We start from the raw sequence: 13,847 nt of genomic DNA on the forward strand, positions 1-13,847 counted from the left end.
CGCACAGTGGCTAACAGTGATAAAGAAAACATCCAACATATAACGACCGCAGGCCTAAGCAGCACCAACCCGGCATCCCCCCCGACCACCCGCACCATCAAGCAAATGACCCACGACCTGTTCCCCCAACGCCGGCCCGATGCTCATGCCCACTCCGCTATGCATGTACACACCCGTCACGTTCGGCCCGGCTCGCAGCACGGAAAATGGCGCCCCTGAAGTCCCGGTGCGCGCACCATAAACCCCTTGCCAACGTTCGATGACCCGCAACGCACTACCAAGTGTACTCTCCGCAAGACCAAGCAGAATCTCATCGATGGCATGCGCATTGAACGGCGTCGGATCGTCATCGTAGTCATGCGAGTCACCGACAATCAGACCGCCGTCAGGCGTCGGGCTCGCCAGCAAATGAATGCCATGCTCAAGCAGCGCTGGTTCTTGCGCGGCTACTTCTGCATGCAGCGCAGCGGCCTCCGGCAGGTCCGAGAACGCGCCGTAATGCAGGCAGCTCAGACCGGTCAGCACGGCGTGATCGAGCGCAAAAGGCGTGACCGGGCGCACACGCAGCATCTGCAAGCGGCACACACGCGGTTCCAGCGCAGCGAGCTGCGGCGCAAGCAGAGACAGATAATCGTGTCCCGCGCACACCACCACATGTTCCGCTCGCCACACTCCGGCAGTCGTTTCAACCCGCCCGCCATCGACATCCCGCACCAACGTCCCGAAGCGAAACTCCACGTTGAACACACGCCGCAAATAGTCGATGAGCGCCGGCACCGCCTCCCGAGAAAACACCTGCAGATCGGCTCGCCCATGCAGCGCCGCGCGATGTTTCCGGAAGCGGCCATCGTAGAGATCGTCGAGCGCCGCGCGTGAAAGCAACGCGGCGTCGTAGCCCGACGCCTCCGCACGCGTTGCCGCAAACGACTCGATCACCCGCGCCTCAGCTTCACTGCGGGCGAACATCAGCGAGCCGGAACGCCGCACATGCAAAGCCGCGCCGGCTGCCCAGCCGAGCCATATTTCCCGCGATGCCTGCGCGAGCGCGTGCATCGCGCCCGGCGGCTGGCCAGTCACCAGCACCATGCCGAAATTGCGGATCGACGCGCCGACGGGCGCGCCGCTGCGCTCGAATACGGTCACGCGCAAGCCGCGTTTTGCGAACGCGTAGGCATGCGCCAGCCCGAGAATGCCCGCGCCGATAATCGCGACATCGGTATGAAGGGGAGTGCGTGTCGTTGTCATGGTCATCCGTTTAGCGGCCTTTCACGTACTACAATACGCGCGGTCCCGTGTTTATCCGTTCGCTCAATCATTCATTGCCGGCATGCCCGGCCGCACTCGATGCTCGCCGAACAACGTCATCAATACATCCTGTCGGAGTTGTCGAAGAACGGCGCGTTGTCGGTCGCCGAACTCGTGCGCGCGCTCGACGTGTCGCGCGAGACAATCCGGCGCGACCTCAACGCACTCGCCGAACGCGGCCTGATCGCGACCACCCACGGCGGTGCGTTGTCCAACGATCGCCGAGAACCGGACCTCGACGTGCGCGAAGCGGCGAACGCCGTGGCCAAGCGCGCGATCGGCGAGCGTGCCGCGCAACTCGTGCCCGACGGCGCGTCGGTGATCATCGACTCGGGCAGCACGACGCAAGCCGTCGCCCGAGCACTCGGCGACCGGCACCGGTTGATGGTCTACACCAACGACTGGCGCATCGCGCTGCTGCTCGGCCGCCACAACGACAACAAGGTCACGCTGTTCGGCGGCGAGCTCTCGGACAACGAAGACGCCGTGTTCGGCCTCGATACCGTGCAGCAACTCTCGCAATATCACGTGGACTTCGCGTTCGTCGGCGCGGGCGCGATCACGCCGGACGGGTTCCTGACCGACTACTCGCGCCTGGCTGCCGAGGTGCGCAGCCGCATGATCCTGGCGGCGAGCGCGGCGGTTGTCGTCGCGGACAACTCGAAGTTCGGCAACGTCACGCCCGTGCGTATCCGCGACTTCGATAAAGCGCGTTATCTGATTACCGAAGTCGCGCCCGACAAGGCGATGCGCCGCGCCATCGCCGCACGCGGCCCGGAGCTGGTGATCGCCTGAGTGCCGGGGCGCCACGCTGCCGTCACGCTGCAAGACGCACTTGCAGCGTGCTTAGCGCCCGCCCGATTGCAGCTACCGCGTTATGCATTTCGTTGGCATCGATTGCCCCGATACAACCCACGCGGAACGTCTCCACTTCCGTCAGCTTGCCCGGATAGAGCACATAACCCGCATCGCGGACGGCTTCATAAAAACGCTTGAAATCGTAGGCCGGATCGCGCGGCGCATCGAACGTGACGATCACCGGCGCCTGCACCGCGGCATCGAGAAACGGCTTGAAACCAAGCGCCGCCATGCCTTCTATCAACGCCGCGCAATTGCCGCGATAACGCGCACCACGCGCCGGCAGGCCTCCTTCCGCGATGAACTGATCGAGCGCCGCGCGCAACGCGGCGACCACATGCGTAGGCGGCGTGAAGCGCCATTGCGCGGTCTTCACCATGTAGGCGTATTGATCGTACAGATCGAGCGCGAGCGACCGCGAGATGCCCGCCGACGCTTCCAGTAACGTGCGTCGCACGATCACGAATCCCATCCCGGGCACGCCCTCGAGACACTTGCCGCTCGCGGAAATCACCGCATCGATCCCGCCCTTCGATACATCGATAGGCAATGCGCCGAACGAACTCATCGCGTCGACGATCAGGCTTTTGCCATGTTGTTTGCACAGCGCTGCAATGTCGTCGAGCGGGTTTAGCAAACCCGCGCTCGTCTCCAGATGCACCTGCGCCACGTGCGTGATACGCGGCTCGCGTCGAAACATTTCTTCGATCCGTGCGACGCTGGCCGGCTCGTCATCGCGGAACTTGAGCTCGACCGAGGCCACGCCCAGCCGCTCCAGGATTTTCAGCAAACGTGTGCAGTACGCGCCGTTGTTCGGCACCAGCACCACGGCATCGCGCGGCACGAGCGAACCCAGCGCGGCTTCCACGGAAAACGTGCCGCTGCCTTGCATGGGTACGCACACAAAATCTTTTTGACCGGACACGATCGCAAGCAAATCGCAGCAAATCTCGCTTGTCATCCGGTTGAAAGCCGCGTCCCAGGATCCCCAGTCGCGCAGCATGGCCTGACGCGTGGCAGGCGATGTCGTCAGCGGGCCAGGGGTCAGCAAAATCGGGTCACTTCCGTTGATCACGTTTTCCTCCATTCGAATTCTTCAAGTGCCGCTCCGACGTTCGCGTCCGACTTTCGCGTCGCTCGGCAGACATGAAATAGTCTAAGCGGAATTTTGGCGAAATGTGTCTTTTGTTGGAAAAATGTGGCATCGTCATGTCGCTGTCATGAAGTTCTGTGATTCTTCGTTCGGGCTGCTGGCGGACTGAAATTTCCGAACGCCGCGCCAATGAATCATCGGACGCATCGGACGCAGCCGATGCTTAAAAAAACGTGCGTCTACCTTCACGCCACCTGGTTGTATCCGCTTTCCCCGGAGAACTAGCACCATGACAAAAAATCACTTTCCCGTTTCCCGTTTCGCACAGCGCGTCTTGCCGGCGCTCGCCGTGGCCGCTTTCACGAGTGTTGTGACGGTGCCGGTTTTTGCTGCCGATGCGGTCGTCCTGTACACCGCCGACGGTCTGGAAAACCTGTACAAGGACGTATTGCCGGCCTTCGAAAAGAAGGAAGGCGTGAAGGTCAATATCGTCACGGCAGGTAGCGGGGAAGTGGTGAATCGCGCGACGGTAGAGAAGGATTCGCCGAAGGCGGACGTGCTCGTCACGCTGCCGCCATTCATTCAGCAGGCGTCGCAAAGCGGCTTGCTGCAGCCGTATGAGAGCGTCAACTACAAGAACGTGCCGGCAATCGCCAAAGCGCCGGACGGCGCCTGGGCGACCTTCGTGAACAACTATTTCTCGTTCGCGATCAACCCCGAAATCACGAAGACCGCTCCGAAGACCTTCGGCGACCTGCTGCACCCCGACTTCAGCGGCAAAGTTGCCTATTCGAATCCCGCCACCGCCGGCGACGGCATGGCCGTGATCATCCTGACAAGCGCGCTGATGGGCGAAGACAAGGCGTTCGACTACCTGAAAGAGCTGGAAAAGAGCGAAAAATTCCACACCAAGGGCACGGGGTATCTCGACGTCCTGCTCTCGCGTAACGAGATCGCGTTCGCCAACGGCGACCTGCAGATGGATCTGGACGACGCCACCAACGGTGGCCTCTCGCTCAAGCCGATCTTCCTCTCGGCCAAGGCTGGCGAAGCACCGTCCACGTTCCAGTTGCCCTACGCAATCGGCCTGATCAAGGGCGGCCCGAACCAGGACGAAGGCAAGAAGCTGGTGGACTACCTGATGTCGAAGGAAGTGCAGTCGAAGGTGCCGGATATCTACGGCATTCCGGGCCGTACCGACGTACCGCTCGCGGGTAAGAATGGCGAGGTGGTCAAGCAGGCCATCGCGGGCGTGAAGCTGATTCCGGTGGACTGGAACCAGGTGATGGAGAAGAAGGCTGCATGGACCACGCGCTGGAAAAACGACGTGATCGGCAACTCGGGCAAGCAGGTCGACGTCGTCAAACCGAAGTCCTAAGCATGTGTTTGCCTTAGCCTTCGAGCCCGCGTTGTCTTCCCCAAGCTCTCAAGGATGCGAACCGTGAACACTTTGACGCTGGCTCCGGCCACTCACGACGCCGCTGCCGTGGAGTCGAATCAGCAGACGCAAGGCGGCGTGCGTATCGACCGCCTGAGCGTGCGCTTCGGCACACGCACTGTGCTCGACGATCTGTCGCTGACTATCGAGCGTGGGGAGCTGCTGACCGTGCTCGGCCGCAGCGGTTGTGGCAAGACCACGTTGCTGCGGTTTATCGCGGGCTTCATTGAAGCCGACGGGCTGGCGGGGACGTTGACGGTGGCAGGGCGTGATCTCACGCACGTGCCGCCATTCAAGCGCAATCTCGGCTTGCTGTTTCAAAGTTATGCGCTGTTTCCGCATCTGTCGGTGTTCGACAACGTCGCGTTCGGGTTGCGGGCGCGGCGTTTGAAAGCAGGGGAGATCGCCAGGCGCGTAGCCGATGCACTCAAGCTCGTGCAACTCGGGGACTCCGGGCATGTGATGCCCGCGCAGTTGTCGGGCGGCATGCAGCAGCGCGTGGCGTTGGCGAGGGCGCTGGTGATCGAGCCGGATGTGCTGCTGCTGGACGAGCCGCTGTCGGCACTCGATGCCAACCTGCGCGCCTCAGTTCGTACCGAACTCAAGGCCTTGCATGAACGTTTGCCGAACCTGACGATCGTATGCGTCACGCATGATCAGGACGACGCGCTCGTACTCTCCGACCGCACGTTGCTGATGCGCGACGGCCGCATTGCGCAACTCGGCACGCCGCGCGAACTCTACGACAACCCGAAGGACGCGTTCGTCGCACGTTATCTCGGCGCGGCGAATCTGTTGCCGCCGTCCATCATGTTCCCCATCGGCGATGCGCGTCACGACGAGCGTGACCGGGTCGCATGCGTGCGCCCCGAGTGTCTCTCGATTGTGCCGCTCGGCGCGGCGCAACTGCACGGCACTATCGCTTCGGTGGAGTGGTACGGCGCGGCTTTGTCTGTATCGGTGATGCTCGACGCGCTGCCCGATCAACCCGTGCTGGTCACTATGCAACGTGCCCACGGCCCGATGCCCGAGAAGGGCGCGCGTGTTTCCCTCCGCCATGAGGTTGACGATGTCGTTCTTATCAGCGAGTGAACACGTAGTCGACGACGTCGCGCATACCGCTGCGAAGCGGCGGCGCGAACGGCTCGCACAGTGGCATTTGTGGTTCATTCTCGTTGTCGTGCTCGGGCCTCTGGTCATCTATCCGCTGGTGCAGCTCCTGACGCTCAGCGTGACTGGCGCACACGGTTTAAGCCTTCATCCGTACATCGCGTTCTTCACCAATCCCGAGACAAGCGGCGTGATCGGCACGACGCTCGGCATCCTGTTTGCGAGCGCGACACTCGCGTCAGTACTTGGCGTGCTGCTCGCGTCCATGCTGTTTTTCAAGCCGTTCCCCGGTGCGAAACTCGTTACGCGTTTCCTTGAGTTGTTCGTCGCGTTTCCGTCGTTTCTCGTCGCGTTCACATTAATCTTTTTGTATGGCTCGCAAGGTTCGGTGAGCATCGGCTTGCAGCGGCTGTTTAGCCTGCCGGACCCGCCGCTTAACTTTTTATTCGGTATCGGCGGCGTGATTCTCGCGGAAGTCGTGTTCTATGCGCCGTTCGTCGTGCGGCCGACACTTGCGTCGTTCGCCACGCTCGACATGCGCCTGATCGAAGCTGCCAAGAGCCTCGGCGCTAATGGTCCGATGGTCGCGTTCAAGGTCATCCTGCCACTCGCGTGGCCGGGCATTGCAGCGGGCACCATCCTGTGTTTCCTTCTCACGCTCAATGAGTTCGGCATTCTGCTGGTGCTCGGCAGTGCGCATCTGATCACCTTGCCGATGGCCATCTATAGTTCGGCGACAGTCGATCTTGACTTGCAGACCGCGGCTGCCGGCGCTGTCGTGATGCTGGCAATGTCGCTCTCGCTGTACGCACTGTACAGACGAGTCAACCGACGCACGGGAGGCCGCAATGGCAACTGATTTCACGCTGCCCGTGACCACGTCGAAGCCGCATTCGCTGAGGCGGATCGGTGCTTGGGTATTCACGGGTTTTGCCGCGTTGCTGTGCTTCTGGCTCTTCGTGCTGCCGGTGATCGTGGTGGCGCTCTCGAGCGTCGCGTCGCACTGGTCAGGAACCATCTTCCCCGATGGCTTCAGTATGCGCTGGTTCGAACGCCTAGGCTCCAGCGACTTCGACGCATTGACCACGAGCCTGGAAGTCGGCTTCGGCGTCGCCGTGCTGGGCACCATGCTTGGCCTCTGGCTTGCGCTGGTGTTGGAAGGTCGCGACCGCCGCGGCGTGGGCGCGTGGGTCGACACCATCGCGATGATGCCCAATGGCGTGCCAAGCGTCGTGCTCGGGCTGTCCGTGCTGATCGCGTACCACAAGAAACCGCTGGATATTTCCGGGTCGGCGGCAATCGTGGTGCTGGTGCAGCTCGCGCTTGTATTGCCCTTTTGTTACCGGTGCGCCGCCGCCGCGTTGCGCCCCGAACTCACGATCTTGCGCGAAGCGGCTGCAAGTCTCGGCGCACCGCCCTCGATGGTGCTCTCGCGCGTGGTCTTGCCGCAACTCGTGCCCGCCATCCGCGCAAGTCTTGCGCTGGGCTTCGCTTTATCACTGGGCGAACTGGGCGCGACGTTGACCGTCTATCCACCGGGTTTTGCCACCGTGCCGATCGTCGTGGTCGGTCAGGTGAACCGTGGTTATTACTTGCCGGCGTCGGCGCTTTCGCTGATCTTGCTGGCCGTCTCACTCGCTGCACTGCTGCTCATCGCGGCGAAAGTGCCACGGCGGCGAATGGCCTGATTCGGAACGGTTTTGCCAGTATCCCATTTCCTGGGATATCGTCTCGCGCGGATTAATGTGGCAAATATTGGCGTTGTGCATCAAAATATGGAAATCGCGTTGTTAGACAAAACGCTGGTTCATCACGGAAAGGAACCTCATGTCCACGTCCACCGAAACGTTCATGGAAGTTAACGGCCGTGCTTATGGTCCGGCGCGCGCGCTGACGGTCGTCGTCTGCGTCGACGGCTGCGAATACGACTATCTGGAAGCGGCTGTCGCGGCGAGGGTTGCGCCATTTATCGGCACGATGCTGCGGAGCGGCTCGGCGTTTCGCGCCGACTGTGTGATTCCGTCGTTCACCAACCCGAACAACTTGTCGATTGTGACCGGCGTGCCGCCTTCGGTGCACGGCATTTGCGGCAACTATTTCTTCGACCCGCAAGCGAACGGCGGCAAGGGCGCGGAAGTCATGATGAACGACCCGGCCTACCTGCGCGCCGGCACGATCCTGGCGGCGGCCGCGCAACGCGGCGAGAAGGTGGCGGTGGTGACGGCCAAGGACAAGCTGCGCCGTTTGCTCGGCTGGCAACTCGACGGCATCTGTTTCTCGGCCGAGAAAGCGGGCGCGGTGACGCTCGCGGAGAACGGTATTGAAGACGTGCTGGACCTGGTCGGCAAACCGGTGCCGGACGTGTATAGCGCGGGACTTTCGGAGTTCGTGTTCGCGGCCGGGGTACGGCTCGCCGAGACTCGCAAGCTCGACCTCATGTACCTCTCGACCACTGACTACGTGCAGCACAAATGCGCGCCCGGCACGGACGGCGCGAACGCGTTCTACGCGATGATGGACGGCTACCTCGCGCGCCTGAACGCACTCGGCGCGGTGATCGGTCTGACGGCCGACCACGGCATGAACGCGAAGCACGACGCCGCGACCGGCGAGCCGAACGTGGTGTATCTGCAAGACTGGCTCGACGAAACGCTCGACGCGCCGAATGCGCGCGTGATCTTGCCGATCACCGATCCTTACGTTGTCCATCACGGTGCGCTCGGCTCGTTCGCGACGATCTACCTGCCGCCTTCCGTCGATGCAAAAGCGCTGGCGGCACGCATTGCCGAACTGCCGGGCGTGGAGATCGTGCTCGACAACGCGGCCGCCTGCGAGCGCTTCGAGTTGCCGAACGATCGCGTGGGCGACCTCGTGGTGGTGAGCGGCCGGAACACGGTCCTCGGCACCCGGCGCGCGGAGCATGACCTGTCGGGATTGACTGTGCCGCTGCGCTCGCACGGCGGCGTGTCCGAGCAGGAAGTGCCCTTGCTGTTCAATCGCGCGACCGACGGTTTCGAGTCTCAGCTCAAGGGAAAACGCCTGCGCAACTTCGATGTCTTCAACATCGCACTGAACCATCTGGTGCTCGAATCATGAACGCCGTTCTCGCGGTCGAGCAGCACGCGCTACGGGAGGAAAAGCTGCGCCTGAAGGGCGAGCGCGTAGCGCGTGCACGCACTATCGACGTTTTCGATCCTTACACGAACACTCGCGTAGGCACCGTGCCGATGGCCAGCGTGGACGACGTGCGCGCCGCGTTCGAGTACGCGGCGAATTACCGGGCGACGCTCACGCGTTATGAACGCTCGCAGATTCTCGAGCGCGCGGCGGCGTTGCTGCGCGAGCGGACGGAGGAAGCGTCGGATCTTATTTCGCTTGAATCGGGTTTGTCGAAGCAGGACTCGCGCTATGAAATCGGCCGCGTAGCCGACGTGCTCAAGTTCGCTTCGATGGAAGCGTTGCGCGACGACGGCCAGAGCTTTTCCTGCGATCTCACCCCGCACGGCAAGGCTCGCCGTGTGTTCTCCCAGCGCGAACCGCTGGCCGGCGTGATCGTCGCCATCACGCCGTTCAATCATCCGATGAACCAGGTCGCGCACAAGATTGCGCCGGCTATCGCGACGAATAATCGCGTGATCCTGAAGCCGTCGGAGAGGGTGCCGCTATCGGCTTATTATTTCGCCGACCTGCTCTACGAAGCGGGTTTGCCCGCGCCCATGTTGCAGGTCCTGACCGGCGATCCGCACGAGATCGCCGAGGAACTCGTCACCCACCGGCACGCCGAACTTGTCACTTTTACCGGCGGCGTGGCGATTGGCAAGGCGATCGCGGGGAAGGCGGGTTATCGGCGCGTGGTGCTTGAGCTGGGCGGCAACGACCCGCTGATCGTGCTCGACGACGCCGATCTGGAACGCGCGGCAACCCTTGCCGTGCAAGGTTCGTACAAGAATTCCGGGCAACGTTGCACGGCGGTTAAACGGATGCTGGTGCAAAAGGGCGTCGCTGCGCGTTTCACGGAACTCGTGGTGGAAAGAACGCTCGCCTGGCGTCATGGCGATCCGTTCGATCCGGCGAACCAAATGGGCACTGTGATCGACGCGGCTGCCGCCGAACTGTTCGAGGCACGCGTGAACGATGCGGTGTTCAAAGGCGCGCGGTTGCTCTGCGGTAATCACCGCCACGGCGCGTTGTATTCGCCCACGGTGCTCGATCGCGTCGATCCAGCCATGACGCTGGTGCGCGAGGAAACCTTCGGGCCGGTTTCTCCGATCATCGAATTCGACACCATCGACGACGCCATTCGTATCAGCAACGGCACGGTATTCGGCTTGTCGTCCGGTGTATGTACAGATCGGGCGGACCTGATCACGCGCTTCGTGAACGAGCTGCGCGTGGGCACGGTCAATATTTGGGAAGTGCCGGGTTTTCGCATCGAGCTGACGCCCTTCGGCGGCATCAAGGACTCGGGGCTCGGTTACAAGGAAGGCGTGCAGGAAGCGATGAAAAGCTTCACGAGCCTCAAGACCTTTTCGCTGCCCTGGGAATAAATATGGCGCTGACACTCACCGACATCCGGCATCTCTTCGATACTTACGGCGCCATTGCTTACAGCGGCGAACCGGTTACGCAACTGCAACACGCCTTGCAGACGGCAGCGCTGGCTGAGGAAGCCGGCGCTGACGAAACGCTCGTCGGCGCGGCGCTCTTGCACGATCTGGGACACTTGCTGAATCTCCAGGGCGAGACGCCGAGCGAGCGGGGCATCGACGATCTGCACCAGTATTTCGCGCTGCCTTTCCTGCGTCCGCTTTTCAGCGATGCCGTGCTCGAGCCGATCCGCCTGCACGTGGACGCGAAGCGCTGTTTATGCGCGGTCGACGCCGCTTATTTCTCGACACTATCCGCGGATTCGGTCCGCAGCCTGAAATTGCAGGGCGGCATTTTCAGTACGGAGGAAGTGGATGACTTCATGCGCAAACCCTTCGCACAGGATGCGCTTTCGTTGCGCCGCTGGGACGATCTGGCCAAGCGTCCGGAGCGGGTCACGCCCGCGCTGGACCACTATATTCAGCTAATCGAAAGGCTCTCGGAAAGTCATCGGACGGTGTAATAACCCGTTTTTGAAACGGAATACCATCAGGAAGCCGAAATAATAAAATGCCCGGCCCAGAGCGCGGCCGGGTTTTTTCCGATGACGGAAATGCGACAAAAGGGCGGGCCACCGGCGGATGTCGCGCCAATTCCACGGCTGCCCAGGGTCATTACCAAAAAAATAAAAATAGCGTAACCTGCCTATTCCCCCGGCCCCGTCCCGCTTGACAGAACGCGGCTTGCAGCTGGCGCGTTGTGCAGCGATGCATTTCTGGAGAGTTCGATGACATCCGTCGACCTGGAGTTCGAACAGCTCAACAGCACCGTCGATGCGCTCAGGCGCTCCATTTCCAACCGTCTCATGTACGGAGTCGGCAAGGATGCCGTGACCGCGCAGCCGCGCGACTGGCTCCATGCCGCGGAACTCGCGGTGCGCGACCGGCTCGTCGCGCGCTGGATGAAAACCACGCGCCAGCAGTACGAGCAGGATGTGAAGCGCGTCTATTACTTGTCGATGGAATTCCTGATCGGCAGGACCTTTACCAACGCACTGCTTGCGCTCGGCATTCACGACGAAGTCCGCGACGCGCTCGCCGGCCTCGGCATAGACCTAAATACGCTCGAGAACCTGGAGCCGGATGCGGCCCTCGGCAATGGCGGCCTTGGCCGCCTTGCGGCGTGTTTTCTCGACTCCATGGCGACCGTAGGCATTCCCGGTTTTGGCTACGGAATCCGCTACGAATACGGCATGTTCCGGCAGACCATCGTGGACGGCAACCAGGTCGAAACGCCTGACTACTGGCTGCGCGCGGGCAATCCGTGGGAGTTTCCCCGCCCCGAAGTGAACTACGTGATTCATTTTGGCGGGAGTACCGTACGTCACGGCGACCGGACCGAATGGATCGATACGGAACACGTGAACGCCATGGCGTACGACACGGTGATCCCCGGTTTTGCCACGACCGCGACCAATACGCTGCGGCTCTGGTCGGCGCGCGCGACCGACGAATTTGACCTGTCCGCATTCAACCAGGGCGATTATCGCCGCTCGGTGGAAGCGAAGAACACCTCGGAACACGTATCGCGCCTGCTGTATCCGGATGACTCCACGCAAGCCGGCCGCGAACTGCGTTTGCGCCAGGAATACTTCTTCGTTTCTGCGACGATGCAGGACCTGATTCGCCGTTATCAGCGTACGCACACGCATTTCGGGCGGCTGGCGGAGAAGGTGGCGGTGCATCTGAACGACACCCATCCGGTGCTCGCCATCCCTGAGCTCATGCGTTTGCTGGTCGATACGCATCATCTGCCCTGGGACAAGGCGTGGAAACTCGTGCAGCAGATGTTCTCGTACACAAACCACACGCTGATGCCCGAGGCGCTGGAAACGTGGGATGTGGAAATGCTGTCGCGACTGTTGCCGCGCCACCTTGAAATCATCTTCGACATCAACGCGGATTTCCTCAAGCAGGTGGGTGAGAAGTTCGGCCGTGACGTCGATCTGATTCGCCGTATTTCGCTTGTGGACGAGTATGGTCAGCGGCGTGTGCGCATGGCGCATCTGGCGATTGTTGCAAGCCACACTGTGAACGGCGTGTCGAAGCTGCATTCGCAGTTGATGACGCAAAATATCTTTGCCGATTTCGCGCGCATGTACCCGGATCGTTTTACGAATGTGACGAACGGCATTACACCGCGCCGATGGTTGTCGCAGGCGAGTCCGAAGTTGTCTTCGCTCATCGACGAGAGGCTTGGGCCGCGCTGGCGTACCGACTTGTTCGAGCTGGGGCGCTTGCGTGAATGGCGCGACGATCCCGAGTTCAGCAAAGCCTTCCACGATGCAAAGTTTGCCAGCAAGGTGCGGCTCGCCGCGCGTGCGAAATTGGAGACGGGGGCGATCATCGACCCGAATGCGCTGTTCGATTTGCAGGTCAAGCGTATTCACGAATACAAGCGCCAGTTGCTCAACATCCTGCATGTGATCGTGCGTTACAACCGGATTCGCGAGCAGCCGGAAAAGGCTTGGACACCGCGCGTGGTGATGTTCGCCGGCAAGGCGGCGTCGGCTTACAAGATGGCCAAGACGATCATCAAGCTGATCAACGACGTGGCGGAGAAGGTGAATAACGACCCGTTGATTGGCGATCGGCTGAAGGTCGGTTTCATTCCGAACTATGGCGTGAGCGTGGCCGAGCTGATCATTCCGGCGGCGGATTTATCGCAGCAGATTTCCATGGCGGGTACCGAAGCGTCGGGCACGGGCAACATGAAGCTTGCGTTGAACGGGGCGTTGACTATTGGCACGCTGGATGGCGCGAACATTGAGATCTGCGATGCCGTTGGCCGCGAGAACATGTTTATCTTTGGGCACTCGACTGAAGAGATTGACGCGCTGCGGGCTACTGGATACAGGCCGCGTCATATCTACGAGGGGAATCCCGAGTTGAAGCTGGCGCTTGACCAGATCCGGCTTGGGCATTTTTCGCCGGACCAGCCGCATCGGTTCTATGACATCTTTCATACGCTGGTGGATTGGGGCGACCATTACATGGTGCTGGCGGACTTTGAGAGTTTCGACAAAGCTCAGGCCGACGTCGATGCGAAATTCCTCGATAAGGAAGCGTGGACGCGCAGTGCGATTGAAAACGTCGCGGGGATGGGGATTTTTTCGTCAGACCGGACGATTGCGGAATATGCGAAGCATATTTGGCATGTGGAGCCTCTGTCGGTGACATCCTGAGATTGTTACGCTCGCGCCGGTGGACAGGTTTTGGTTTTGGTCTGCTGGCGGGGGTGGGCGGGGTTTATGCCGGGGTGGTGCTTTCGGCGTTAGTGGTCGGGGTCAGTGTTGGGTTGCTGCTGCTTAGGCCCGCGGTCGTTATATATTGGATGTTCTCTTTATCACTATTAGCCACTGTGCGTGGCGGCACGTCATTTCTGATATGACTTTCC

General features: G+C 61.3%; 11 protein-coding genes. 9 read left to right on the top strand and 2 right to left on the bottom strand.

Annotation, left to right across the window (positions count from 1 at the left end):
- Positions 1-54 precede the first annotated feature (54 nt).
- The gene (locus M0D69_RS41360) at positions 55-1,251 is read right to left on the bottom strand and encodes a TIGR03364 family FAD-dependent oxidoreductase (protein WP_301787577.1); all 1,197 of its coding nucleotides are present in this window, start codon (positions 1,249-1,251) and stop codon (positions 55-57) included.
- A 93-nt stretch (positions 1,252-1,344) separates the two neighbouring features.
- Here M0D69_RS41360 and M0D69_RS41365 point away from each other — a divergent pair, with 93 nt between their 5' ends.
- Complete coding sequence (locus tag M0D69_RS41365) at positions 1,345-2,100, top strand: DeoR/GlpR family DNA-binding transcription regulator (protein WP_301787578.1); 756 nt, start codon at positions 1,345-1,347, stop codon at positions 2,098-2,100.
- Positions 2,101-2,122: 22 nt separating this feature from the next.
- On the opposite strand, the gene M0D69_RS41370 is transcribed toward M0D69_RS41365, so the two are convergent.
- Positions 2,123-3,238, bottom strand: a complete 1,116-nt coding sequence (locus M0D69_RS41370) for a 2-aminoethylphosphonate--pyruvate transaminase (RefSeq protein ID WP_301787579.1) — start codon at positions 3,236-3,238, stop codon at positions 2,123-2,125.
- A 307-nt stretch (positions 3,239-3,545) separates the two neighbouring features.
- Here M0D69_RS41370 and phnS point away from each other — a divergent pair, with 307 nt between their 5' ends.
- From phnS to M0D69_RS41410, 8 genes are all read left to right on the top strand, one after another.
- Complete coding sequence (gene phnS / locus M0D69_RS41375) at positions 3,546-4,634, top strand: 2-aminoethylphosphonate ABC transporter substrate-binding protein (protein WP_301787580.1); 1,089 nt, start codon at positions 3,546-3,548, stop codon at positions 4,632-4,634.
- A 63-nt stretch (positions 4,635-4,697) separates the two neighbouring features.
- Positions 4,698-5,786 (top strand): 2-aminoethylphosphonate ABC transport system ATP-binding subunit PhnT, encoded by a 1,089-nt coding sequence (gene phnT, locus M0D69_RS41380; RefSeq protein WP_301787581.1) that lies wholly within the window; start codon positions 4,698-4,700, stop codon positions 5,784-5,786.
- The gene (locus tag M0D69_RS41385) at positions 5,764-6,663 is read left to right on the top strand and encodes a 2-aminoethylphosphonate ABC transporter permease subunit (protein WP_301787582.1); all 900 of its coding nucleotides are present in this window, start codon (positions 5,764-5,766) and stop codon (positions 6,661-6,663) included. The genes phnT and M0D69_RS41385 overlap by 23 nt, the downstream gene beginning before the upstream one ends.
- Positions 6,653-7,492: a 2-aminoethylphosphonate ABC transport system, membrane component PhnV gene (gene phnV / locus M0D69_RS41390; protein ID WP_301787583.1), complete on the top strand. Its 840-nt coding sequence runs from the start codon at positions 6,653-6,655 to the stop codon at positions 7,490-7,492. The genes M0D69_RS41385 and phnV overlap by 11 nt, the downstream gene beginning before the upstream one ends.
- A gap of 139 nt (positions 7,493-7,631) precedes the next feature.
- Complete coding sequence (gene phnA / locus M0D69_RS41395; RefSeq protein ID WP_301787584.1) at positions 7,632-8,900, top strand: phosphonoacetate hydrolase; 1,269 nt, start codon at positions 7,632-7,634, stop codon at positions 8,898-8,900.
- Positions 8,897-10,351: a phosphonoacetaldehyde dehydrogenase gene (gene phnY / locus M0D69_RS41400; protein WP_301787585.1), complete on the top strand. Its 1,455-nt coding sequence runs from the start codon at positions 8,897-8,899 to the stop codon at positions 10,349-10,351. Before phnA ends, phnY begins: the two co-directional genes overlap by 4 nt.
- A gap of 2 nt (positions 10,352-10,353) precedes the next feature.
- Complete coding sequence (locus M0D69_RS41405) at positions 10,354-10,914, top strand: phosphonate degradation HD-domain oxygenase (protein WP_301787586.1); 561 nt, start codon at positions 10,354-10,356, stop codon at positions 10,912-10,914.
- Between the two features lie 264 nt (positions 10,915-11,178).
- Positions 11,179-13,635: a glycogen/starch/alpha-glucan phosphorylase gene (locus tag M0D69_RS41410; RefSeq protein WP_301787587.1), complete on the top strand. Its 2,457-nt coding sequence runs from the start codon at positions 11,179-11,181 to the stop codon at positions 13,633-13,635.
- Positions 13,636-13,847: the final 212 nt, after the last annotated feature.

This window comes from Caballeronia sp. SEWSISQ10-4 2, from assembly GCF_030464885.1.
Lineage (GTDB): Bacteria > Pseudomonadota > Gammaproteobacteria > Burkholderiales > Burkholderiaceae > Caballeronia.

Excerpts from the sequence above, each read along its gene's own strand:
- M0D69_RS41360 (WP_301787577.1), bottom strand. The coding sequence starts at position 1,251 with ATGACCATGACAACGACACGCACTCCCCTTCATACCGATGTCGCGATT.
- M0D69_RS41365 (WP_301787578.1), top strand. The coding sequence starts at position 1,345 with ATGCTCGCCGAACAACGTCATCAATACATCCTGTCGGAGTTGTCGAAG.
- phnS (WP_301787580.1), top strand. The coding sequence starts at position 3,546 with ATGACAAAAAATCACTTTCCCGTTTCCCGTTTCGCACAGCGCGTCTTG.
- M0D69_RS41385 (WP_301787582.1), top strand. The coding sequence starts at position 5,764 with ATGTCGTTCTTATCAGCGAGTGAACACGTAGTCGACGACGTCGCGCAT.
- phnV (WP_301787583.1), top strand. The coding sequence starts at position 6,653 with ATGGCAACTGATTTCACGCTGCCCGTGACCACGTCGAAGCCGCATTCG.
- phnA (WP_301787584.1), top strand. The coding sequence starts at position 7,632 with ATGTCCACGTCCACCGAAACGTTCATGGAAGTTAACGGCCGTGCTTAT.
- phnY (WP_301787585.1), top strand. The coding sequence starts at position 8,897 with ATGAACGCCGTTCTCGCGGTCGAGCAGCACGCGCTACGGGAGGAAAAG.
- M0D69_RS41405 (WP_301787586.1), top strand. The coding sequence starts at position 10,354 with ATGGCGCTGACACTCACCGACATCCGGCATCTCTTCGATACTTACGGC.
- M0D69_RS41410 (WP_301787587.1), top strand. The coding sequence starts at position 11,179 with ATGACATCCGTCGACCTGGAGTTCGAACAGCTCAACAGCACCGTCGAT.